This window comes from Youhaiella tibetensis (genome assembly GCF_008000755.1).
Classification (GTDB): domain Bacteria; phylum Pseudomonadota; class Alphaproteobacteria; order Rhizobiales; family Devosiaceae; genus Paradevosia; species Paradevosia tibetensis.
This window is the reverse complement of the sequence record NZ_CP041690.1, coordinates 2,037,597-2,058,309: the sequence shown is the minus strand read 5'-3', so window position 1 is coordinate 2,058,309 and position 20,713 is coordinate 2,037,597. Positions and strand designations below refer to the sequence as shown.

The window sequence follows — 20,713 nt, the reverse complement described above, 5'->3', positions numbered from 1 at the left end:
CTGGCTTCGGAACGCCACGCCCAGGCGCGCCCGTCCAGACAACCGCCGGAGATTGCCCCTGCAAACGGCTGGGGACAGTCCGGCCAACCTTCGGAGATAAGGTCCGCCCCCGCGCCGGGGCAGAGTAGAGAACCACTATGACGCAGACGCAGACGGCCCGCAGGATCTGGGCCAGCCCGACCCGCCCCTTCACCCTTACCGAAGTCATTGCAGACGGCGTCGTCCATGTCGTGGGCATCGTGGCCGCGATCGCCATCGGGTCGATCATCCTGGCGTTCGCGTTCATGCAGACAGCGCCGAAGGAAGCGCCGGCCCTGACCGTCTACCTCGTCTCGCTACTCGCAGTGCTGTCCGTTTCCCTGGCTTACAACCTCTCACCGGTTTCACCCATCAAGGGCTGGCTGGCGCGGTTCGACCAGGCAGCGATCTTCCTTTTCATCGCAGGCACTTACACGCCATTCCTCGCGATCATGGGCGGTTCGGCGACAACGATCCTGCTCGGCACGTTCGTCTGGGGCGCCTCGATCGTGGGCATCGCGCTCAAGCTCATCGTGCCCGAGCGCTTCGGGCGCCTGGCCATCGTGCTTTACCTGGCAGTCGGCTGGAGTGGGGTAGCGGTGTTCCAGTCACTGGGCGCAAGCTTGCCGCCCGCGACGCTCTGGCTGCTGCTCGCCGGGGGCGTCGTCTATTCGGCCGGTATCATTTTCCATCTATGGGAACGGCTGAAGTTCCAGAACGTGCTTTGGCACGTCTTCGTGGTCGCCGGCGCGATGCTGCACCTGGTGGCGATCCTCAACTGTGTGGTGATCAGCAGGCTCTGAGCTATTTCTTTATGCGGTCGTGCTCGAAGGTGTCGCCGACCTTGAGCCCGATTTCATCTGAACGGCCGCCCGCGATCTCGAGCACGTAGCGCACCGGCACCTGGGAAGGAATCGGCGTCGTGTCGAACGGGCGCGCGTTCTCGTGGATGGTCTTCACCGTACCGTCGGCGCCGATGAAGATCATATCGAGCGGAATGAAGGTGTTCTGCATCCAGAACGAGGTGTTCCGTTCGGTCAGGAAGTCGAACAGCATGCCGTCGTCCTTGGGCAGTTCCTGGCGGAACATCAGGCCCTTGGCGCGCGTAGCGTCGGTGTCGACCACCTCGACATTGAACGTATAGTTGCCCGTCGCCGTGTGGAGCACGGCCTTGGTCTCGTCGCTGCACGCCGCAAGCGGCAGGAAGGCGATCACGGCCGCGAACGCGAGGCCGCAAAACTTCGTCGCCGCAAGAACGGGACTACGGGACTCGAGGCTCAAAGCGGTCATGTCGGAGCTTTTAGTGGGAGGAAGGAGCGTCGCCCCAACCATCGGGCCTGATTTCGGCGACCATAAGGCCCTTCGGACCCGTCCCGTACCGCACGAGCACGAATTGGCCCGGACGCAGTTCGGTGATGCCGAAACGGCGCAGCGTCTCCATATGCACGAAGATATCCGGAGCGCCCTCGCCTGCCGAAAGGAAGCCGAAGCCGCGGATACGGTTGAACCACTTCACTTCCAGCCGCTCGAGCTTGGACGTGGGCTCGACCGTCACATGCGTGCGGGCCGCCGGCAATTGCGCGGGATGAAGCGCGGTCGATTCGTCCATCGACACGATGCGGAACGCCTGCAGGCCGCCGGGCCGGTTGAGGGCCTCCACGACGATGCGGGCGCCTTCATAAGCCGTCTGATAGCCGTCGCGGCGCAGGCAGGTCACGTGCAGCAGCACATCGGGCATGCCGTTGTCGGGAACGATGAAACCGAATCCCTTGGCCACGTCGAACCATTTTATGGTTCCGGCGATTTCGATAACATCGATATCGTGTGCTGGACTGGCGCCGCTGGCCTGAGGCTGCGGTTCATTGGCCTCCTCCCGTTTCGGGATTCCGGCCTCGCCACTCTCGGGTGAAAACTTACCCCCCATGCCCCCAATGCCTCATTTTATACATGCCCCGCTGCCGCGAGGTACTCTACAACCCAGACTCAGTGTGGCCGATTCAAACCCAAAAGTTAAGGAGTGGTTGCAAATTTGTTTACGGCTTCCCCCGCCTTTTCTTTGAAGGCTGTTCTGTTGCCGCAAACCGGCCGTCCTTGCTAGGTTCGCGCGCCCGCTAGACACCACAAATAGGGAGAAAGACCCATGCAGTACCTGCATACAATGGTCCGTGTGACCGATATCGACGCAAGCCTTAAATTCTACTGCGATGGGCTGGGTCTTGAAGAGGTTCGCCGGTCCGATAACGAACGGGGCCGCTATACGCTGATTTTCCTCCGCGCCCCCGGCGACCAGGGCGGGGAAGTCGAGCTGACCTACAACTGGGACCCGGAGGAATATACGGGGGGACGAAATTTCGGCCACCTCGCCTATCGGGTGAAGGACATCTACGCACTTTGCCAGCATCTGATGGACATGGGCGTGACCATCAATCGCCCGCCGCGTGACGGCCATATGGCTTTCGTGCGCTCGCCCGACGGCATTTCCGTCGAGCTTATCCAGGATGGCACCCTGCCCGCCCAGGAACCCTGGGCTTCCATGCCCAACACCGGCGCCTGGTGATTTCCGTTAGCCGCCCGTTAACCACCAGGGTTAGCGGGCGGTTAGCATAATCCATCATATTTTAACGACCATCATCGGACCCGGCTTGGATGGTGCATTTTTGCACCAGGTCGGGCCAGAGAGTGGTCGATGCGTGCTATCCTGCTGGCGCTCCTGTGCGCCGTTTCCCTGAGCGGCTGCCTGCCGATGGCGATCTTCGCCAGCAGCAGCGATGCGGCCTATCGAGGCAAATCCAATAGCTGGGGCACCGTCACGGCCAGTTCCGAGGTCAACGCCTTCTGCATCTCGCCCAAGCTGCGCCTGGTGATCTGGGACTTCGAGGGCTATTTCGGCAAGAAGGTGATCATGCAGTCCGGCTATCGCGACGGCTATCACAACGGCAAGGCCGGCGGCGTGGATAACTCCTACCATATGAAGTGCATGGCGGCGGACTTCTACATCCCCGGCGTCCCCAAGGAAAAGCTGATCGCCTTCGCCATGCGCAATGGCGGCGTAGGCGGGCTCGGGTGCTATCCAGGCCGTAGCTTCATCCATGTGGACGTGCGCGATCGCCCGAACGGTTATTCGCGCCCGGTGACCTTCAGCGGCTGCTAAGCTGGCGCCTCAACGACTCCGGCAGGACGACGACTGACATGGCCGACGAGACCAATTCCTGGACGAACCTGGCGGCGCCCACGCTCGATGATTTCGAGCAGATGGCAGCGGCCGCCTTTGCTGCCCTTCCTCCTGAGTTCCGTTCTCTGGTTTCGGACGTCCCTTGCGTCGTTGCCGACTTTCCCGACGAAGAAACCATGACCGAGATGAAGCTCGAATCCGAGTTCGACATCCTCGGGCTCTTCCGTGGCGTTGGCCTGCCGCAGGGCGGTTCTCTCGGCTATACCGGGCAGATGCCCAACCATATCTGGCTCTACCGCCGCCCGATCCTCGATTACTGGGCCGACAACGAGGATGGCGAGACGCTCGGGCAGATCATCACTCACGTGCTGGTGCACGAGATCGGCCACCATTTCGGTTTCTCCGACGAGGACATGGAAGCCATCGAAGCTTCTGCCGACACCGACTGACCGTCTAGGGCGCGGGCGTCAGCCCTCTGAGCACCCCGATGGCCTCGGCCAATACGTCGAGCGCCAGCAGGCGTTCGCCCTGCGGCGAAGCCACCCTCACCCGCTGCACGCGATGACCGTTATAGAGGCTGACCATGAAGTCCTCGACGCCGAGCGTTCCGTACTCGGCAATCGGCACCTCGACAGCGTCGATCGCCAGTTCCGGAGCGCCCTCTCCCATGGCGCAGAGCGCGAACACCAGGCCGAGCGCCCGGCTCTGGACGGCGAGCCCTGCCCTGAACGCCAGGATATCGTCGGCGCCGGAGGCCGTCGCGAGCCGATCTGCATAGGCATCAGCGAGCGCGGCGGCCAGCATCGCCTTCCGGCGCGAGAGCGGCGCGGCCAGCGCCTCGGCATAGGCTGCATCCAGATAGGCCAGATGGTCCGAGAGGGTCACGACAGGTGCTTGTGGAAGAATTCCAGGGTGCGCGCGGAGGCCTTCTTGCAGGCGGCCTCGTTGAACTTGTCCGGTCGATCGCTGTTACAGAAGCCGTGGCCGCCGTCATAGGTATAGATATGCACCACCGGGTGACGTGCCCTGAGCGCCTCGATCTGCTCGAGCGGAATGCCTGTATCCTTGTCGCCGAAGTGCATCTCGGTCGGCACCTTGGGGTTGAGGTCGATGTAGTTCGGCACGCCGCCTCCGTAGTAGCCTGAGGCGGCGCTCAGTCCCGTCAGCAGGCTCGCGGCGCGCCAGGTGGTAGCGCCGCCGAAGCAATAGCCGGTTATCCCAACCTTTCCGCCCTCGCTGGCCCCCTTGATCGCGGCCTCTACGTCCTTTAGGGCGGCCGCCGGATCGAACTTCTTCATCATCTCCCCGATGACCGTGAACTGGGCCGCCGAATAGTCCTCACTCTCATAGCCGAACTCGATCCGGTCGAAGACTGCGGGCGCCACCGCCAGGTAGCCGTGCCGCGCAAAGCGGTCGACGACGCTGCGCACCCAGGCGTTGAGGCCCCAGACCTCCTGGATCACCACGACTCCGCCACGCGGCTGTCCGTCCGGCGCCGACCGGTAGGCATTGAGTGTGAAGCCATCCGAGGCCGTCAGCTTGATGCGTTCGCCCATGGGGGTCCTCCGCGGGTCAGGTTATGGTCCGGCAATCGAACCACCATTCGCCGCGGGGGACAACCGTCTAGCCCCAACGGACGCCTGTCCTAGCGGCGCCCTGCCTCGCCGCCGGTGGGGCCGCCAGCCGGTTGACGGCGAGATGGAAGAGCCTGCGTCCCTTGCGTATGTGCCAGCGCAGTGTGGCGCGCAGGATGTTTGCCGTGCTCATCTTGCCGCCTCCCAGAGGGCAACGGCGTCGGGCCCAGCGGGGAAGCGCAGTTGGTCGGAGGTGTCGTTGACCGCGCGCCAGATCGTTTCGGCGACGTCGCTTTCCCGCGTCGTCACCGAGGGATTGGCGAATGCCGCGAAGATGGGCCGAGCAAACTCGGCATAGGCGGGCGGGATCAACTGCTCGACGGGGACCTGCGTGTTGGCCGTGAAGCGCGTGGTGGGGGCGTAGCCGGGTTCGACTGCCCTGACGCGGATGTTGAACGTGCCGACCTCCTGGGCCAGCGACCCGGAAAAGCCTTCGATGGCCATCTTGGACGCCGTATAGGCGGCAGCGAAGGGCGAAGGAGCGAGCGTCACGCTCGAGGTGACATTCACAATCGTCCCACCGCCACGCTCGCGCAGCAGTGGCAGCACGGCCTGGGTCATCGCCATCGTGCCCAGGGTGTTGGTCTCGAAGAGCCTCCGGACGATCTCCATCGGGGATGCCTCGAAGGCCCCGACCATTCCGATGCCGGCGTTGTTGACAAGCACGTCGATCGGCCCGGCAGCCTGGATGCACTCCGCGATACTCCCGGCATCGGTCACGTCGAGCGGAAGCACGATAACATTGTCGAGTGACGCGAAAAGCTCGGGCTGCGGGCGACGCATCGTGGCAATGACCCGCCAGCCCTGGCGCTGGAAGTGGAGTGCAGTCTCAAGCCCGTAGCCGGACGACGCTCCCGTAATGAGAACCGTATTCATGATCGTAAACCTCGTTGGTTGTGTTGTGGCGCTTCATCGTTCGCTGATGACTTCACCTAACCAGCTGAGGCCTCGAAGGCGTTAGGAGCAGATTGCCAGCTTCTTGCACAATCCTCCCACCTGAGAGAGAATTGCTATCGTGAAGACACCACGCGCGTTAGATGAACGGGCACTGGCAACGAGGTGGCGAAATGCTCCTGGAAGAAATTCGCGATCTGATCGCTCGCCACGCCCGTCCGGACATGGGCACCCCCATCGATGGAGTCATGGTTGCTCGTCACGACGTGTCGTCGTGGGAGCCTTCGATGTCCGGATCGGTGATGGCGCTGATCGTCCAGGGCCTCAAGCGGCTGGCGCTTGGAGACCGGGTCTATGAATACGGTCCGGGACAATACCTTGTTTCTTCGCTCGACATGCCCGTCACGGGCCAGTTCATCGATGCGAGCCCGGAGCAGCCGGCATTGGGGTTCGGGCTGGCGCTTCACCCGGCAACGATCGCCGAGCTACTGTTGCAGTCGACCTCGAGCGCGTTGCGGGAGGCGCGCGGCCCGACCCCGTCGGGCATGTTGGTCAGCGAAGCACCCCGGCAGTTGCTCGATGCGGTGGCGCGGCTGCTAAGGCTGCTGGATTCGCCGCGCGACATCCCGGTTCTGGCGCCGCTCATCAAGCGGGAAATCCATTGGTGGCTGATCGTCGGACCTCAAGGGGCGGCAGTGCGGCAACTGGGGCTGGCCGACAGCAATCTCAATCACATCGCGCGCGCCGTGCACTGGATACGCGAACACCACGCCCGGGCATTCCGGGTGGAGGACGTCGCCGAGATTTCGGGAATGAGCCCGTCGGCCTTCTATCGCAACTTCCAGTCGGTCACCGCGATGAGCCCGATCCAGTTCCAGAAGCAGATTCGGCTGCAGCAGGCCCGGCTCATGCTGGCTTCCGGACGCGAGGATATTTCTGGGGTCGGCTACAGCGTCGGCTACGAGAGCGCAGCCCAGTTCAGCCGCGAGTACCGGCGCCAGTTTGGTGCGGCTCCGAGCCAGGACGCTGTGCAATTGCGAGGCCTGGGCCTGGTTTCGCTGTCTCTGGTCTGAGGGTCCTCCAGATCCATGCACTCAAGGCAAAAAAAGACCTCCGGGAGAGTTACTCCCCTGGAGGCCCCGCGTTTCGATGTCCCGAGCCCGGCTCAGACGTTCGGGTTCGAAATTCCGTAGGAACCGCCCGAATAGCTGCTCGGGTTGCTGGTCTCGCCCGGGGCAAGGGTCGTGTAGGTGCCCGGACCATAGTACGGATAGCATCCACCGGTTGCCGCGCCTGCGATCAATGCCGTCAGCAGAAGCAGTCGCGAGTACCGCTTTTTCGCCTTGGCGTCGTTCTCGTTCGTATCGTTCATCAATATATCCCTCAGGTCCACTAGACTCATGCCGCTAGTGAGGGAAAACCTACCATCGCGTCCGCGGAGCCGTTTGCGCAGGTGTCTCAAATGACTTGCGTATTCGTCTCAGGCCGCGAAAAACCCCTGGACACTATCACCAGAGCGTTGAACTAGTGGCCGTAACACGACCAGGAGAGGCCAATGGAAACGATCAGCGCGGGCATAAGGCCCGAACGTCTTGTTTTTGCCTTGCGCCTAGCGTCGGCGGTTGCCTCCTCGGCGGCCTTCGGGCTGGCTGCAGCGGCCGCCTTTCCGCCGTGGTCACTCTGGAGCGCCGTAGGGCTCGGCTTCCTCTTCGGCACCGCTTTCGTCGGCGGCACGGGCTATCGCATCCTCATCGCGGTGGCCAGCCTCAAGTCCGACACCGCGCCCGCCTCGTGGTCGGGGGCGGCGGCCGCCTCCGCGCTGCTGGCACTTGCCCTCTGGTTCATTGCGCGCTGGCTTGGCGGCCCGGCCATCTATGTGCTCGTGGGCTATGCCATCGCCATCAACCTCGCCTACCTGCCGGTCAAGGGATCGTGCCTTGCCGCCGGCTGCTGCCGGTCGGTACGGCGCATCGATGGGCTGGGGATTTCGCTCGATCTGCGCCAGATCGAATTCGGCGCGACGCTGCTGGTGATTGCAGCCACGCTCGCGCTGGCGACGTCCTTTCCGGTCCTCGCGGCCGTAGCGGGTATCCTCGGGCACCTGGCTGTGCGGCTGGTCTCGCGCCGCTGGCGCGACCGCTGGTCGTGGGGCTGGCCGCCGCTGCGCCAGCCGGGGGCAGAGCTCGCTCCGCTCGCGGTTCTCGCAATCATAGCGGCGCTCGTGGCTTGACCCAAGAGCGCGAAGCCTCGACGAAAACAACATCAATGTCTTTGAAAAGTTTGACTGGCGCGCCCAAGGGGAATCGAACCCCTGTTCCCGCCGTGAGAGGGCGGTGTCCTGACCGCTAGACGATGGGCGCGGCGCTGGTCAATATCGGCAGCAAGTGCCTGTGCGTCAACCTCCCTCCTTGCAGAGGAAGTGGCGCGCCCTAGGGGAGTCGAACCCCTCTCTCCACCGTGAAAGGGTGGCGTCCTAACCGATAGACGAAGGGCGCTTGCTGAGCGCCCGCACCCTATAGGGGTGTTGTTCGCGCCGCGCAAGTGCCTTTTGAGAGCTTTTGCAAATCGGCCTTCCCGCGCTGTGGAAAGCCCGTTACCCGAGCCCCGAAATCCGTGGGTTTGCGGCCCGAACGCAAGCGCGGTCCCGGTCTTTGCATACGCCATGGGAGGCACCCGGTCGCACACGAAGCGTCGCCCAAAGCCTTCGCCTGATTCCCGGTCCCGCGTTTCTGTGCAACAGGTCGAAGGTTTTTCGCGCCGACCCGTTGGATCGACGGGCTGGCTTTATTAGAAGGGTTCCATTGCGGAGTTCCAATGCCCATGCCGTTTCATCTTTCGCGCCGAGCGCTCCTGGCCACCAGTGTGGCCGCGGCCTTCGCTGCGGCTCTACCCAGCCTCGCCATTGGTCTGGAAGAGGATGCCCTGCTGAGCGTGGACATTCCCGATACCTTCGCCGGCCAGCCCGACGCACCGGTCACCATCATCGAGTACTGGTCCCCCACCTGCGGCTATTGCACCACGTTTCTCGACGAGACGTTTCCGCGCCTCAAGGCCGACTATCTCGATACCGGCAAGGCGCGGATGGCCATCAGGCCCTTCGTGCGCAACGCCATGGATGCTGTGGTGTTCATGGTGGCCGAAGTCGCCGGTCCCGAACGTGCTCCGGCCGTGATCGAGCATTTCATGCGAAACCAGGCACGCTGGGTGAACGCGCCCGATCGCCTTGCGGCCATGAAGGACGTCGCCAACGAGGTGGGGATTACCCCGGTCCTCTTTGAAGCCGCCATGCTCAACCAGGACCTGCTGGGCAAGCTCAATCGCATGCGCAAGCAGGCGATCGAGAGTTTTGGCATCCAGGGTACCCCGGCGGTATTCGTCAACGGCCGGCTCGTCGCCGGCGCAGCTACCTACGACGCCATTTCCGCCCAGATCGCCGGCGGCCAATAGCCCCGCGCGAACCGTTTGGCGATCGACGCGTTCCCCTCCCATATCGGAGAGGAGAACGAGATGGCGTCCCCACACATGCAGAAATGTATCGACGACTGCCTGGCCTGCTACCAGACGTGCCTGTCGATGGCGATGAACCATTGCCTCGAGCTAGGTGGCGAGCATGTCGCCAAGGAGCACCTTACCTTGATGATGGCCTGCGCCGAGATGTGCCGCACGGCGGCCCATTTCATGATCATCGGCTCGGATCACCACCCCTATGTCTGTGCCGAATGCGCGGAGATCTGCGAGCAGTGCGCCAAGGACTGCGAGCGGCTGGGCGACATGGAAGCTTGCGTGGCTGCCTGCGGGAAGTGCGCTGCCAGTTGCCGGGAAATGGCCATACCCATGACCGCTTCAGGCGCATAGGATGATCGGGCAAGGAGGAGAGCGCACATGAACACTGCCAACCTGCAACTGGAAGGCCTCTATGTGGCGGTAGCCGCTCTGGTCGAGGCAATCCGACAGAAGGGCCTCCTCGACAGCGGCGAGATCGAGCAGGCCCTGCTCCACGCCGAAAACCTGGCGCCCAACCGCACCGAACCGATGCCCGAGGCAAACGTGGCGGCGATCAAGTTCCCGGCGCGGCTGCTGCGCGTCGCCAACCAGGCCGCGACAGGCGGCGAACAGCTCTCGTTCGAGGAACTGACCCGGCGGGTCAGCCGCCTGCAGGGCGGCAAGGCTGCACTGACCGAGTCCGAGGTCCTGGAACTGGCCGAAGATCAGATCCGCGACACCGACGCCTAGATCAGCCGCCCGCGCCCAGGCGTTCGACGATCATCCTGGCGATCGGCAAGGCCGAAGTCGCCGCGGGCGATGGCGCATTGCACACGTGCAGCATGCGCGCCGACTCCAGGAACAGGAAGTCGTGGACCATCGACCCGTCGGCCATCACCGCCTGCGCCCTGATCCCCGCTTCCACCGGAACCAGGTCGTCGAGTTCGAGCGCCGGACAGTATTTTCGGCACGCCTCCAGGTAGCGCCCTTTGATCATGGAATTGCCGAACTCGCTCAGGCCCGAGCGCCAGTTGCCCGCCGCCATGCGCCAGAAGCCCGGGAAAGCAGCATAATTGAACATGTCGCGGGCGTTGATCGCCGAGCGGGCATAGCCCTCGCGTGCTCGCCCGAGCACCGCATTGGGTCCCAGGGTCAGTCGACCGTCGATGGTGGGGGTGAGGTGAATGCCGAGGAAGGGCAGTTCCGGGTCCGGCACGGGGTAGATCAGGTGATGCACCAGCCCGCGCTTGGCGGGCGCCACGTCGTAATATTCGCCGCGGAACGGCACGATGCGATGCTTGACCGGAAGACCCGCCTTGCTGGCCAGGCGATCGGACTGCAGCCCGGCGCAGGCCACGAGGTGTTTGGCGCGGAATTCGCCCGCCGAAGTCTCGATCATGACGGCGTCGGCTTCTTCTCCTATCCTCTCCACTTCCACCGAATAGGAGATCGCGCCGCCCAGGGCGACGATGTCGTCGGCGAGAGCCCGGCACACTGCCTTGTAGTCAACGATCCCGGTCTCGGACACGAAGAGCGCCCCTACCCCGACAATATCCGGTTCGCGCTCGCGCAACTCCTCCCCGGTCAGCGGTTCGATGGCGATGCCGTTGGCCCGGGCATTGGTGAGCAGCGCGCGCATCGCCAGGTCTTCGTCCGCCGTGGTCGCGACGATGAGCTTGCCCCTCGTCTCGAAGGGAATGCCCTTTTCTGCGCAATAGGCCTTGGTCGCTTCGGCGCCAGCGCGGCATAGGCGCGCCTTGAGGCTTCCCGGTTTGTAGTAGACACCCGCATGGATGACGCCGCTGTTGTGGCCCGTCTGGTGCCGTCCGGGGCCCGCTTCCTTTTCCAGCACGAGCACGCCCGCCCCGTGATGGGTCTTGAGCAATTGCCGGGCCACGGCTAGCCCGAGGATGCCACCGCCAATGACGCAATAGTCGTACAGAACTGCTTCAGGTCGCGCCATAAGGCCCCTCGTTCAATCCGCCGGGCCGGCGCAGGTCGGCGTTGAGAACCTTGTCGGCGACCAGCGTCGCCAGTTCGGCCACCCGATCGTAGCGGGACCGCGCCCCCTCCTCGACTGTGAGCGAAGAGGCGTCGAACGCCTCGAGCAACTGCTCGCCGGTGCGGGCCAGCGTCCACTGGGGAACGGCTGCCGGGATGGTTCGCGCCAGCTTGTCGCAATTGAGCCGGAAGCTCTCGCGGCGCATTTCGGTGACCGGATTCTGCTCGAAACGGCTTTCCGGCACGAGTCGGGAAACGATGGTCGCCAGGTCGCGCACCCTGTGGTTGTTGGCGGACGATCCCACATTGAAGACCTGGTTGTGGACGGGTGGTCGCTGCTCGCGCAGCAGCGCCGCCAGCGCGCGCGCCACATCCTGCACGTGGATGAACGCCCGCCAGGCGTCGCCCCGCACAGGCAGGCGGATGCGGTGCTCGGTAAAGGCCAGAGCCATCAGCCGGTTGAACATGAGGTCGAGCCGCAATCGCGGCGAGAGCCCGCACAGCACGGCTAGCCGCAGGAATGTCGGTGAGAAGTTGCCGGTGGCCAAGCCCGCCACATCGCGCTCGGCCATGACCTTTGTCATTGCGTATATCGTCTGTGGATTGAGCGGCCCAGTTTCGTCCAGGGGCTCTTCTCCGCCCTGCCCATAGACGGAAGCCGACGAGGCGAAGAGGAAGCGGGATACGCCTGCCTGGCGCGCCGCCAGGGCCACCCGCACGCTGGCCTTATGATTGACCTCGTTGAGCGTGTTGCTGTCGATCTGGCCGGCAGCGTCGGGCAGCGCCGCGAGGTGGATTACGGCCTCGAACCCCTCGAAATCCTCGGGCACCGCGTCGCGGATGTCCTTCTGGATGGTGGGAACGGCCCTGTAGGGCCCACCGTGGGAGTACGTGCAGTGGCCGAAATAGTCCAAATCATACCCGGAAACGTCGTATCCGGATTCCAGCAACACAGGAACAACCACGGCACCGAGGTAGCCTCTGTGCCCGGTGACCAGGACCTTCATAACCCACCCCTGCTCTACGTTGCCCAGCGTACAGAAGACAGGGCCATCACATGGAGGCGATCTTAGGGCTGAGGGGCCTACGCCCTTCGCGTGATCGCCGCGCGCACGCGCGAGGCGGCAAGCGCCCAATATTGCCGTTGCACAGTCCCTATGTCCGTGAGCAATCGCCCGTGGCGGACGTCAAAGGGCAGTGTTGGAGCAGCGGGCGCCAGACACGACACAACAACATCCGCTCAATATCGGGGACTGACTTGCAGCAAGATCATGCATCACCAAATCGTGAGCGGGATCGATTTACCTAGCGAGAAATAACTTCTGTTTGTGTGACAATTTTCCGCATGCGCGAGCGCGTATTATCCATGTTCCCGGTTCTGGATAAGCTTGCTTGCGCGAAACCGATCGCACCCCTACAATATTCGTCACATGGGGGTTCGGTCGTTAACTGCACGGGAGCGCGTTGCCGGTAACTGGGTCGGTTCGCTGAAGCTGGGGCTGCGGACTGGAGGATTGATACGACTGGGATTTATCGCACGTCCGACTGGGCGGCGCGGTGACCACCTCCATTTGTAAGCACCATCGTCCGAAGCGAGAAATGGACCTTAGGCGTCCGGGCCGCGGCTTCCGTCGAGCAAGTGGTGCTTATGAATTCGCTGGCCCCGGAACTGCTGCATTTCTTTCGGTTCGACGAACTCCCCGGCAAAGGCGCCGAGGCGTCCGCGTTGGCGGCGGAAACGCTCGAGGTTCGGGTACGGGTCTACTCTCCTGACACTCCGATCCTGCACGAAGGGGAACGCTCGTTCTGCGTCCGCCTCCTCAAGTCCGGCTGGGCCTATAGCGATACCCAGTTGCGGGACGGCACCCGTCAGATCATCGACATCTACGTTGCCGGCGACCTGGTCGAGCCCACCACGGTCGGCGGACACAGCCGCGCCTCCGTGCGTGCGGTCGATTATTCGACTGTCCTGGAGGTTCCGTTTGCCGGGCTCCTGCCCCTCATCAAGCGCTGGCCGGTACTGGCCGACCGGCTGACAGCGGCGAGCGCGCGGTTCGACGCTATCCATGTCGAGCGGCTGGTGAGCCTGGGCAAGCGCGACGCCACGGCTCGCACCGCACACCTCCTGCTCGAACTTGCCGAGCGGGTTCACCCCGACTCAGCCGACATCGAGGTCGAATTCCCCTGCCCGTTGACGCAGATCGACCTCGCCGACGCCCTCGGCATGACCGCTATCCACTTTAATCGCACCCTGCGCGACCTGCGGCTGCTTGGCCTTGTGGTCGTGCGCAAGGGCACGATCGTCATCTCCAACAGGTTCCGCCTGGCCCAGTTGGCCGAGTTCAGCGCCGACTATCTCCAACTCAGGCACGCCGACTGGTGGCAGGAACCGCAAGCGGCTCAAGACGTTGCCGCCAACGCCCTCCTCGAGGGTATCCCCCGCAAGGCTCACCTTTAGGGGGAGTACCCCCGCATAACGACGTATGCCTTTGCTACTTCACGAAATTGCGAAACTACATCTCCTTCATTTTTTAGTAACTGGTATTAACAATTGTTAATTACCCACCCCAAGTTGGGGAACCTAATGAAGCCGTAGTGCTGGGGTTCGACTAACGAAATCGACTTAATACATACGAAGCGGATGGCGGCTGTACTCGCACATCTCGACATAACTCCCAGCGCTTAGGCGTTTCAAACCGACTAAATCCAGAATGGTCTGGAGGCGCCCGTATCTTGCGGAGAAGTTACGGGCACATTTAGGGAGTTAAATTCTATGCTTGCAGGAAGCACAATCTCCGAAACTTCTGCGCCACCGGTAAAACCGCCGACCGGCAACGTTTTCCGAATGAATAATTCCGAAGCCAATACAACGGCTGCGGACGCAGCGGATCGGCTCGACAATATTCCGGAAGCAGTAGTTATCGATCGGCGAAAGCTTGAACGTGAGTGTTTTGTTTACGGCCTGATGGCCCAGAGCCCGGGCACGAAGTTTGCGAGTTTTGGGTCCTTGCAGGAATGGCGCGACGCGCGGCTCGGCCATCCCAACGTTTCGGTCATCCTTCTGGTGATCGGCTCGCGCAAGTTGACCGATCTGGGAGTTGCCAACGACATCGCCAAGGCCGTGCAGGAGTTTGCGCCCGCCCCGATCGTCGTGGTTGCCGACACCGACGACCTCACGCAAATCCTCAAGGCGCTCGAGTGCGGCGCCAAGGGTTTCATTCCCACCACCGTGGGGCTGCGCGTGGCGTCCGAAGCCATAGCGATGACACTGGCAGGTGGCGTGTTCGTGCCGGCCAGCAGCGTCATGGCGATGCGTAACGTCATCGACTCGAACGGGGCGGCTACGCGGCCGATGGCGGGTCTCTTCACCGCCCGGCAGATGGCCGTGGTCGAGGCTTTGCGCCGGGGGCGCGCCAACAAGATCATCGCTCACGAGCTGCAGTTGCGCGAGAGCACCGTCAAGGTCCACATCCGCAACATCATGAAGAAGCTCAACGCCACCAACCGGACCGAAGTCGCATTCAAGATCCGCGACATGTTCCCCGACCAGTCGGGGCCGGACATCTGACCATGACCTCCAGGCCTGGTCGTTAGGGGTCGCTCCCTCCTCCGGGAGGGGGCGATCTTTCTGCCGGCTCATCCGATAAGGGTATCGGATCATCCGAAAGGCCTAACTCATCGCGGCAAGATGCCTAGATCTTGTCACGGAATTGACGGCTTTCGGGAGCCGCCTAGTATGCCAGACCGGCGCGGGGGCGTCGGGATGGAAAGTCCAAGGAGGAATACCAAGCGTCGGCCGGACGGCGCAGCCGTTGACGGTCAGAGTTCTCAACAAACGCGGGTAGTTGAGGGAGTTGCAGATGCGTGCTGCTAGACCGCTTAGGGTGGGAATGCTGGTGGGATCGACCATTCAGTCCCATGGCGTGATAGAAGTCGTACGTTCCTTGGCCGTAGCATTGTCAAAGAGGGGCAATGTATCGGCCGAAATCTTCAGTCTCGAACACGAGGCTGATCGAAGTCTGGATCTGGGGCCTATCCCGGTCCATGTGGCCCCCACTCTGGGGCCGCGAAGTTTCCGGTTCGCGCCGGACATGGTCTCCATGATGCTCGAAAGGCGGCTCGACTGCGTGCACGTGCACGGCATGTGGAACTACCTTTCCGTCGCGGCGCAACGCTGGCATCAGACGACCGAACGCCCCTACATCGTCAGTCCACACGGGATGCTCAACGGCTGGGCCCTTGCCGATGCGCCGTTGCGCAAGCGTGTGGCGCGCATGCTGTTTGAGGATGCCCATATCCGCAATGCCGCCGCCGTCCACGCCGAAAGCCGGACGGAACGGGTGGCCCTGCGCGAAGCGGGCTACGATACGCAGACCGACGTCATCCCCAACGGGGTGGAGCCGGCGCAGATGGCAGGGCCGGCAGCGCCCTGGCTCGACGGCCTCGGGCCTGACGCTCGCGTGCTGCTCTTCCTCGGACGGATCACGCCCAGCAAGGGGCTGCTCAATCTGCTGCGGGCCTGGAATGTCGCCATCCGGGGCGAAAGCGGCAAGGACTGGCATCTGCTCGTGGCCGGACCGGGCGACGGCAATCACCTGGCGGAGCTGCAAACCATGGTCGAGGACTATGGGCTCGCCGACAGCGTGCATTTCGTCGGGCCGGCCTTCGGTCCCGAGCGAGCTGCGGCATATCGTTCCGCCGATGCCTTCATCCTGCCTTCGGTCGCCGAGACGCTTCCGATGACGGCACTGGAGGCCTTCGCCTTCCAGTTGCCGTGCCTGCTCACGCCCCAGTGCAACATTCCGGAGGCCTATGCCTGTTCGGCGGCCATCCGGGTGGATCCGACCGAAGAGTCGCTCACGGCAGGATTGACCAGGCTCTTCACCATGAGCCCGTTCGAGCGCGCGCGCATGGGCAAGGCGGCCTATGACCTGGCCGATTCCCGATACGACTGGGACCTGGCGGCCGCACGTTTCGAAACGCTCTACTCCACCGTCCTGGCGCAGTCGCGTGCCAGTCAGGCGGCCTAGGGGGAGACGCGCCGGCAGATTTGGCTCGCATTTTCGTTGCGAAGCAGATTCAATGACCTGGGCGGGCGTTGCCTGCCCAAGTCATTTCAGTCTCCAGTTTCGGAACGGCCATGTCTGCACAATCAGAGAACTTTTCGTCTGCCATCGATCCGGTCAAGCTCGACAGGCTTGCCGAAGTCGCCATCAAGGTCGGACTGCAGCTCCAGCCTGGCCAGGATCTGGTGATGACCGCACCATCCTCGGCGCTGCCGCTGGTTCGCCGCATCGCTGCGCACGCCTACAAGGCCGGCGCGGGCCTGGTGACGCCGATCCTATCGGATGAAGCGGTGACCCTGGCGCGCTATGAAAACGCCAACGACAAGAGCTTCGATCGCGCCGCCGGGTGGCTCTACGAGGGCATGGCCAAGGCCTATGCTGAAAACGCCGCGCGGCTCGCCATTGCCGGGGACAATCCGATGATGCTTGCCGGTCAGGATCCGGACAAGGTTGCCCGAGCCAACCGCGCCCAGTCCAATGCCTACAAGCCCGCGCTCGAGAAGATCGTCAGCTTCGACATCAACTGGAACATCGTCGCCTACCCGAACCTGGCCTGGGCCAAGCTCGTCTTCCCCAACGATCGGGACGAGCTGGCGGTCAAGAAGCTTGCCGACGCGATCTTTGCGGCGTCGCGCGTGGACGTAGAGGACCCGATCGGCGCCTGGCACGAGCACAATGCCAACCTGCGCAAGCGCACCGAGTGGCTGAACGCGCACCGCTTCGCCTCGCTGCACTATTCGGGGCCGGGTACCGATCTCACCATCGGCCTTGCCGACGAGCACGAATGGGCGGGCGGCGCGGCGACGGCCAAGAACGGCATCGTCTGCAACGCCAATATTCCCACCGAGGAAGTCTTCACCACCCCCCATGCGCTGCGCGTCGAGGGCACGGTGGTGAGCACCAAGCCGCTTTCGCACAACGGCACGCTGATCGACGATATCCAGGTCCGCTTCGAGGGCGGGCGGATCGTCGAGGCGCATGCCAGCAAGGGCGAGGCCGTGCTCAACAAGGTGCTCGATACCGACGAGGGCGCCCGGCGCCTGGGCGAAGTGGCGCTGGTTCCGCACTCTTCGCCCATTTCCAAGAGTGGCTTGTTGTTCTTCAATACGCTCTTCGACGAGAACGCGGCCTGCCACATCGCGCTGGGCCAGTGCTACGCCAAGTGCTTCGTCAACGGCACCAAACTCACGCAGGAGGAGATCGCGGCGCGCGGCGGCAACAGGAGCCTCATCCATATCGACTGGATGATCGGTTCGGACAAGATCGACATCGACGGCATCAAGCCGGACGGCACGCGCGTGCCGGTTTTCCGCAAGGGCGAGTGGGCCTGATCTGATCAGGCGCGCCTGGCCTGCTCCTGCGTATCGTAGGGGTGGGCGCTCGACCAGATCATGGTGAACTTCCGGCCGGGCTGCTCGAGATAGACCTGGCGTTCGGACATGTTGACGTCGCCCCGCAAGCGGGCGGCGTCTATGGCGGCGAAGGTGGCGGTGTCGGAGGTCTCGAACGGACCGAGCGACTTGCCCTCCATATCGACCCACCATTTTTCGCGGGATTTGAGCACGAGATAAAGCACGCTAGCCATACCCGCCAATCTACCCCACACCGCTGCCACCCCGAAGCCGCAGCGCCGGACATGGTTCAATTTTGCTTAAAATTGCAGCAATTAACGCCACCACGCTCCAACCTGGCTTCCCTCTCCCTTGTGGAGAGGGATTGAGGGTGGGGGTGAGCTAGAAACGCCGAGCGCAAAAGCTCTCCTCCTCACGGGGGGAATAGTAGCCCTGCCCGCTCGCCTGTGGCCGCCTCGCCGCCGGAACAATATCGTGCATCGGTTTGCACGGGGCGCGAAATGCTTTATCAAAGGCGGTCCCCATTCGGGGCGCAGCTGCCCCGTACATTATCGGTGATTTCAATGCCCGCTTATCGCTCACGTACAACCACCCACGGCCGCAACATGGCCGGTGCCCGCGGCCTCTGGCGCGCGACCGGCATGAAGGACAGCGATTTCGGAAAGCCCATTATCGCCGTAGTGAACTCGTTCACCCAGTTCGTGCCGGGCCACGTGCACCTCAAGGATCTCGGCCAGCTCGTCGCCCGCGAGATCGAGGCGGCCGGTGGCGTTGCCAAGGAATTCAACACCATCGCGGTCGATGACGGCATCGCGATGGGCCATGACGGCATGCTCTATTCGCTCCCGAGCCGCGAACTGATCGCCGACTCGGTGGAGTACATGGTCAACGCGCACTGCGCCGACGCCATGGTGTGCATCTCCAACTGCGACAAGATCACCCCCGGCATGCTGATGGCGGCGCTGCGCATCAACATCCCGGTTATCTTCGTCTCCGGTGGTCCGATGGAAGCCGGCAAGGTCGTGCTTTCCGGCCAGCTCCAGGCGCTCGATCTCGTGGACGCCATGGTTGCCGCTGCCGACGACAAGGTCAGCGATGCCGACCTCAAGGCCATCGAAGAATCCGCCTGCCCCACCTGTGGCTCCTGCTCGGGCATGTTCACCGCCAACTCGATGAACTGCCTCACCGAGGCACTGGGTCTTTCGCTGCCCGGCAACGGCTCGACCCTGGCCACCCATGCCGACCGCAAGCGCCTCTTCCAGGAGGCCGGCCATCTCATCGTCGATCTCGCGCGCCGCTACTACGAGCAGGAAGACGAGAGCGTGCTGCCGCGCAATATTGCCTCCAAGGGCGCCTTCGAGAACGCCATGGCGCTCGATATCGCCATGGGCGGCTCGACCAACACCGTGCTCCATATCCTGGCCGCCGCCCACGAGGGCGAGGTCGATTTCACCATGGACGACATCGACGCCCTGTCGCGCCGCGTGCCGGTCCTGTGCAAGGTGGCTCCGGCCAAGAACGACGTGCACATGGAAGACGTGCACCGCGCCGGCGGCATCATGTCGATCCTGGGCCAGCTCGACCGCGCCGAACTCCTCAACCGCGACCTGCCGACCGTCCACACAGCCACCATGGGCGATGCGCTCGACCGCTGGGACATTTCGCGCACCAACAGCGACAGCGTCCGCCAGTTCTACATGGCCGCGCCCGGCGGCGTGCGCACCACCGAGGCTTTCTCGCAGAGCCAGCGCTGGAAAGAACTCGATCTCGACCGCAAGAACGGCGTGATCCGCAGTGCCGAGCATCCGTTCTCCAAGGACGGTGGCCTGGCCGTGCTCAAGGGCAACATCGCCATCGACGGCTGCATCGTGAAGACGGCGGGCGTGGATGAGAGCATCTTGAAGTTCACCGGCCCGGCCAAGGTCTTCGAAAGCCAGGACGCGGCGGTCAAGGGCATTCTTGGCAACGAGGTCAAGGCAGGCGACGTGGTGGTGATCCGCTACGAAGGTCCGCGCGGCGGCCCGGGCATGCAGGAAATGCTCTATCCGACGAGCTACCTCAAGTCGAAGGGGCTCGGGAAATCCTGCGCCCTGCTCACCGACGGCCGGTTCTCGGGCGGCACCTCGGGCCTCTCGATCGGCCACGTCTCGCCCGAAGCGGCAGAGGGTGGCACCATCGGCCTCGTGCGCGAGGGCGACATCGTCGAGATCGATATCCCGAACCGCACCATCCACCTCAAGATCTCGGACGACGAGCTGACGCAGCGCCGTCACGACCAGGATCAGCTCGGCTGGAAGCCGGCGCATCCGCGCAAGCGCAATGTCTCGACCGCGCTCAAGGCCTACGCGGCCTTCGCCACCAGCGCTGCCCGCGGCGCCGTGCGCGACCTCGACGCCAAGTAAGCGAAAGGGCCGGCGAACCGGCCCCTTGCAAATCGAATTCCTATCGAGGGCGCCGCGAGGCGCCCTCTTCATTTTCAGGCCTTGGCGGCGCCGCCCATGCCCAGATCTTCCTTGAGGTCCTTCCAGAGCTTGCGCGCCGACATGGCGATGTAGATGTAGCTCCAGCCCGTGAAGATCATGGCGATTCCGGCGATGGTGCCGACCGTAACGAGCCCCGAGGCGGGGAAGGTCCAGGTGAGCGCGATGCCGGCGAGCAGCGCCAGCACGCCCGAAGCGATCATCCAGCCCCAGCCATCGACCGGACGCAGCCGGGCGCCCATGATGATCTCGACGATCCCCTGGGCCATGAAGGTGATGGCGATGACGAGCGTGATCGCCAGGGCCCCGGCAATCGGGTTCCAGAGCGCGTAGCCGCCCCCGACCACGGTGATGATGCCCAGCAGCAGGTGCCACACCGTCCCCTGCCAGCCGCTCATCTGGAAAGACTGCACGATCTGGATGATGCCGCCCACGATGAGGAAAGAGGCGATGACGATGGTGAAGGCTATCGAGGCCATCACCGGCAGGAAGATCGCGGCGATACCGCCCACGAGATAGACAATTCCCAATGCAAGAAACCAGCCCCAACGGCGGCGCACATGGCGCGTGAACGTTTCATAGGAGTTGGCAGTGTCGCTAGCCGTCATGTTTG

24 protein-coding genes and 2 tRNA genes are annotated in these 20,713 nt (G+C 63.5%); 14 read left to right on the top strand and 12 right to left on the bottom strand.

Features of this window, described 5'->3' with window-relative positions; genetic code table 11:
• The first annotated feature begins 137 nt into the window (after positions 1–137).
• Positions 138–821, top strand: coding sequence for a PAQR family membrane homeostasis protein TrhA (gene trhA / locus FNA67_RS10020; RefSeq protein WP_147655938.1), 684 nt, complete (start codon positions 138–140; stop codon positions 819–821).
• A gap of 1 nt (position 822) precedes the next feature.
• Here trhA and FNA67_RS10015 read toward each other — a convergent pair whose 3' ends face one another.
• Positions 823–1,308 carry a DUF192 domain-containing protein gene (locus tag FNA67_RS10015; protein WP_145976718.1) on the bottom strand — a complete coding sequence of 162 codons (486 nt, stop codon included), beginning with the start codon at positions 1,306–1,308 and terminating at the stop codon, positions 823–825.
• A 10-nt stretch (positions 1,309–1,318) separates the two neighbouring features.
• Complete coding sequence (locus tag FNA67_RS10010; protein ID WP_082202046.1) at positions 1,319–1,942, bottom strand: cold-shock protein; 624 nt, start codon at positions 1,940–1,942, stop codon at positions 1,319–1,321.
• A gap of 216 nt (positions 1,943–2,158) precedes the next feature.
• Here FNA67_RS10010 and FNA67_RS10005 point away from each other — a divergent pair, with 216 nt between their 5' ends.
• The 3 genes from FNA67_RS10005 to FNA67_RS09995 all read left to right on the top strand — a co-directional run bounded on the left by FNA67_RS10005 (position 2,159) and on the right by FNA67_RS09995 (position 3,639).
• Positions 2,159–2,575 (top strand): VOC family protein, encoded by a 417-nt coding sequence (locus tag FNA67_RS10005; protein ID WP_049704981.1) that lies wholly within the window; start codon positions 2,159–2,161, stop codon positions 2,573–2,575.
• 129 nt (positions 2,576–2,704) lie between these two features.
• Complete coding sequence (locus tag FNA67_RS10000; protein ID WP_049704980.1) at positions 2,705–3,169, top strand: YcbK family protein; 465 nt, start codon at positions 2,705–2,707, stop codon at positions 3,167–3,169.
• Between the two features lie 38 nt (positions 3,170–3,207).
• Entirely contained in the window at positions 3,208–3,639 is a 432-nt protein-coding gene (locus tag FNA67_RS09995) for a metallopeptidase family protein (protein ID WP_147655937.1), read from the top strand.
• Between the two features lie 4 nt (positions 3,640–3,643).
• On the opposite strand, the gene FNA67_RS09990 is transcribed toward FNA67_RS09995, so the two are convergent.
• The 3 genes from FNA67_RS09990 to FNA67_RS09980 all read right to left on the bottom strand — a co-directional run bounded on the left by FNA67_RS09990 (position 3,644) and on the right by FNA67_RS09980 (position 5,700).
• Positions 3,644–4,075 (bottom strand): hypothetical protein, encoded by a 432-nt coding sequence (locus FNA67_RS09990; RefSeq protein WP_147655936.1) that lies wholly within the window; start codon positions 4,073–4,075, stop codon positions 3,644–3,646.
• The gene (locus FNA67_RS09985) at positions 4,072–4,746 is read right to left on the bottom strand and encodes a dienelactone hydrolase family protein (protein ID WP_147655935.1); all 675 of its coding nucleotides are present in this window, start codon (positions 4,744–4,746) and stop codon (positions 4,072–4,074) included. The genes FNA67_RS09990 and FNA67_RS09985 overlap by 4 nt, the downstream gene beginning before the upstream one ends.
• Before the next feature lie 207 nt (positions 4,747–4,953).
• Positions 4,954–5,700: an SDR family oxidoreductase gene (locus FNA67_RS09980; RefSeq protein ID WP_147655934.1), complete on the bottom strand. Its 747-nt coding sequence runs from the start codon at positions 5,698–5,700 to the stop codon at positions 4,954–4,956.
• Between the two features lie 191 nt (positions 5,701–5,891).
• Here FNA67_RS09980 and FNA67_RS09975 point away from each other — a divergent pair, with 191 nt between their 5' ends.
• Positions 5,892–6,791, top strand: coding sequence for an AraC family transcriptional regulator (locus tag FNA67_RS09975; RefSeq protein ID WP_147655933.1), 900 nt, complete (start codon positions 5,892–5,894; stop codon positions 6,789–6,791).
• 92 nt (positions 6,792–6,883) lie between these two features.
• Here the strand turns inward: FNA67_RS09975 and FNA67_RS09970 are convergent, their stop codons facing one another.
• On the bottom strand, positions 6,884–7,090 hold the full coding sequence (locus tag FNA67_RS09970; protein ID WP_049704974.1) for a hypothetical protein: 207 nt from the start codon (positions 7,088–7,090) through the stop codon (positions 6,884–6,886).
• Between the two features lie 183 nt (positions 7,091–7,273).
• Between FNA67_RS09970 and FNA67_RS09965 the strand changes: the two genes are divergently transcribed.
• Entirely contained in the window at positions 7,274–7,948 is a 675-nt protein-coding gene (locus FNA67_RS09965) for a hypothetical protein (protein ID WP_147655932.1), read from the top strand.
• A 55-nt stretch (positions 7,949–8,003) separates the two neighbouring features.
• Here the strand turns inward: FNA67_RS09965 and FNA67_RS09960 are convergent.
• Both FNA67_RS09960 and FNA67_RS09955 read right to left on the bottom strand, forming a co-directional pair.
• Positions 8,004–8,078, bottom strand: a tRNA-Glu gene (locus FNA67_RS09960).
• A gap of 60 nt (positions 8,079–8,138) precedes the next feature.
• A tRNA-Glu gene (locus FNA67_RS09955) sits at positions 8,139–8,213 on the bottom strand.
• Positions 8,214–8,538: 325 nt separating this feature from the next.
• Between FNA67_RS09955 and FNA67_RS09950 the strand changes: the two genes are divergently transcribed.
• The 3 genes from FNA67_RS09950 to FNA67_RS09940 all read left to right on the top strand — a co-directional run bounded on the left by FNA67_RS09950 (position 8,539) and on the right by FNA67_RS09940 (position 9,951).
• A complete protein-coding gene (locus FNA67_RS09950) occupies positions 8,539–9,165 on the top strand; it encodes a DsbA family protein (RefSeq protein ID WP_170267281.1) in 627 nt (208 codons plus the stop codon).
• Positions 9,166–9,240: 75 nt separating this feature from the next.
• Entirely contained in the window at positions 9,241–9,573 is a 333-nt protein-coding gene (locus FNA67_RS09945) for a four-helix bundle copper-binding protein (protein ID WP_244616593.1), read from the top strand.
• Positions 9,574–9,600: 27 nt separating this feature from the next.
• Positions 9,601–9,951: a hypothetical protein gene (locus FNA67_RS09940; RefSeq protein WP_174851675.1), complete on the top strand. Its 351-nt coding sequence runs from the start codon at positions 9,601–9,603 to the stop codon at positions 9,949–9,951.
• Between the two features lies 1 nt (position 9,952).
• Here FNA67_RS09940 and lhgO read toward each other — a convergent pair whose 3' ends face one another.
• Together lhgO and FNA67_RS09930 are read right to left on the bottom strand one after the other, a co-directional pair.
• Positions 9,953–11,164 (bottom strand): L-2-hydroxyglutarate oxidase, encoded by a 1,212-nt coding sequence (gene lhgO, locus FNA67_RS09935; protein ID WP_170267280.1) that lies wholly within the window; start codon positions 11,162–11,164, stop codon positions 9,953–9,955.
• Entirely contained in the window at positions 11,151–12,209 is a 1,059-nt protein-coding gene (locus FNA67_RS09930) for an NAD-dependent epimerase/dehydratase family protein (protein ID WP_049704971.1), read from the bottom strand. The genes lhgO and FNA67_RS09930 overlap by 14 nt, the downstream gene beginning before the upstream one ends.
• A 641-nt stretch (positions 12,210–12,850) precedes the next feature.
• On the opposite strand from FNA67_RS09930, the gene FNA67_RS09925 reads away from it, so the two are divergent.
• The 4 genes from FNA67_RS09925 to FNA67_RS09910 all read left to right on the top strand — a co-directional run bounded on the left by FNA67_RS09925 (position 12,851) and on the right by FNA67_RS09910 (position 17,599).
• Positions 12,851–13,660: a Crp/Fnr family transcriptional regulator gene (locus tag FNA67_RS09925; RefSeq protein ID WP_049704970.1), complete on the top strand. Its 810-nt coding sequence runs from the start codon at positions 12,851–12,853 to the stop codon at positions 13,658–13,660.
• A 549-nt stretch (positions 13,661–14,209) separates the two neighbouring features.
• A complete protein-coding gene (locus tag FNA67_RS09920) occupies positions 14,210–14,770 on the top strand; it encodes a response regulator transcription factor (protein WP_244616591.1) in 561 nt (186 codons plus the stop codon).
• A 292-nt stretch (positions 14,771–15,062) separates the two neighbouring features.
• Positions 15,063–16,232, top strand: coding sequence for a glycosyltransferase (locus tag FNA67_RS09915; protein WP_147655930.1), 1,170 nt, complete (start codon positions 15,063–15,065; stop codon positions 16,230–16,232).
• A 110-nt stretch (positions 16,233–16,342) separates the two neighbouring features.
• The gene (locus tag FNA67_RS09910; RefSeq protein ID WP_147655929.1) at positions 16,343–17,599 is read left to right on the top strand and encodes an aminopeptidase; all 1,257 of its coding nucleotides are present in this window, start codon (positions 16,343–16,345) and stop codon (positions 17,597–17,599) included.
• Positions 17,600–17,604: 5 nt separating this feature from the next.
• On the opposite strand, the gene FNA67_RS09905 is transcribed toward FNA67_RS09910, so the two are convergent.
• On the bottom strand, positions 17,605–17,853 hold the full coding sequence (locus FNA67_RS09905) for a hypothetical protein (protein WP_049704967.1): 249 nt from the start codon (positions 17,851–17,853) through the stop codon (positions 17,605–17,607).
• Between the two features lie 330 nt (positions 17,854–18,183).
• Here FNA67_RS09905 and ilvD point away from each other — a divergent pair, with 330 nt between their 5' ends.
• Positions 18,184–20,022: a dihydroxy-acid dehydratase gene (gene ilvD / locus FNA67_RS09900; RefSeq protein WP_147655928.1), complete on the top strand. Its 1,839-nt coding sequence runs from the start codon at positions 18,184–18,186 to the stop codon at positions 20,020–20,022.
• A gap of 74 nt (positions 20,023–20,096) precedes the next feature.
• Here the strand turns inward: ilvD and FNA67_RS09895 are convergent, their stop codons facing one another.
• Positions 20,097–20,708, bottom strand: coding sequence for an HdeD family acid-resistance protein (locus tag FNA67_RS09895; RefSeq protein ID WP_049704965.1), 612 nt, complete (start codon positions 20,706–20,708; stop codon positions 20,097–20,099).
• Positions 20,709–20,713: the final 5 nt, after the last annotated feature.